This is a genomic window from Kistimonas scapharcae, assembly GCF_039540975.1.
GTDB classification, from domain to species: Bacteria; Pseudomonadota; Gammaproteobacteria; order Pseudomonadales; family Endozoicomonadaceae; genus Kistimonas; species Kistimonas scapharcae.
The window spans coordinates 1-660 of the sequence record NZ_BAABFL010000069.1 but is presented as its reverse complement, the minus strand read 5'-3'; the positions used below and the strand labels follow the sequence as shown (position 1 = coordinate 660).

Genomic DNA, 660 nt, shown 5'->3' with positions numbered 1-660 from the left:
TACCGTTGCCCTGATGGTGTTGTAATTGCGACATAAACGCTCCTTGTCGGTTAGTCATCCAGATCTGCAGGCTTCGCCCATTCAGGGAGATCAATGGTTAAAAAGTCCGTGGCATAGGCAGGCCAGATGCCGGTTTCACGGCAACCATGGTAGTTAACCAGGTATTGGCGATACAGGTCATGGCCCTGCATAAGCAGTTCAGGGCTGGCCATATACAGGCCGATGGCGTAAGGCGGTTCTTTTTCAATGGCCAGCCACGCAAAACCGGTCGCCTTCATACCGGCATGGCGACAGGCCTCCNTCTTCCCGGTAGTAATCCGGTCGTGCCCGACACCACTCACCGGTGTGGTTGTCGATGTAAAAAATGGAACGTTCCGCCACGCCGCCGGAAAAACACTTTGCCGCTTTGGGATGCGCGGCCACCGAGGCAATAACCCCCTCGGCCAGTGCCATATCGTCTTCGGAAAGAATGGTTTTAGTCTCCGCCATTTCTCTTAAGAACTCATCCCAGATAATCACATCACTGTCGTGCGCCTTGATCAGGGCAGTCACATCCTCTTTCCGGGCTTTGGCGGGGATCTTCAGGCCGATCCCCTTGCAGTACGACGCCATTTCCTCAAGCGTCCGCACCGATTTGGGGTAATTGGCACGAACCGGCGT

The 660-nt window shown here is 54.9% G+C and carries 1 protein-coding gene; it reads right to left on the bottom strand.

Translation table 11 applies throughout. The features are described from left to right. Positions 1–50: 50 nt before the first annotated feature. Positions 51–278 carry a hypothetical protein gene (locus tag ABD892_RS03875; RefSeq protein ID WP_345194026.1) on the bottom strand — a complete coding sequence of 76 codons (228 nt, stop codon included), beginning with the start codon at positions 276–278 and terminating at the stop codon, positions 51–53. Between the last annotated feature and the right edge of the window lie 382 nt (positions 279–660).

What these genes read in the sequence shown, in the direction of transcription:
- ABD892_RS03875 (WP_345194026.1), bottom strand. Translation starts at nt 278, where the DNA reads ATGAAGGCGACCGGTTTTGCGTGGCTGGCCATTGAAAAAGAACCGCCT.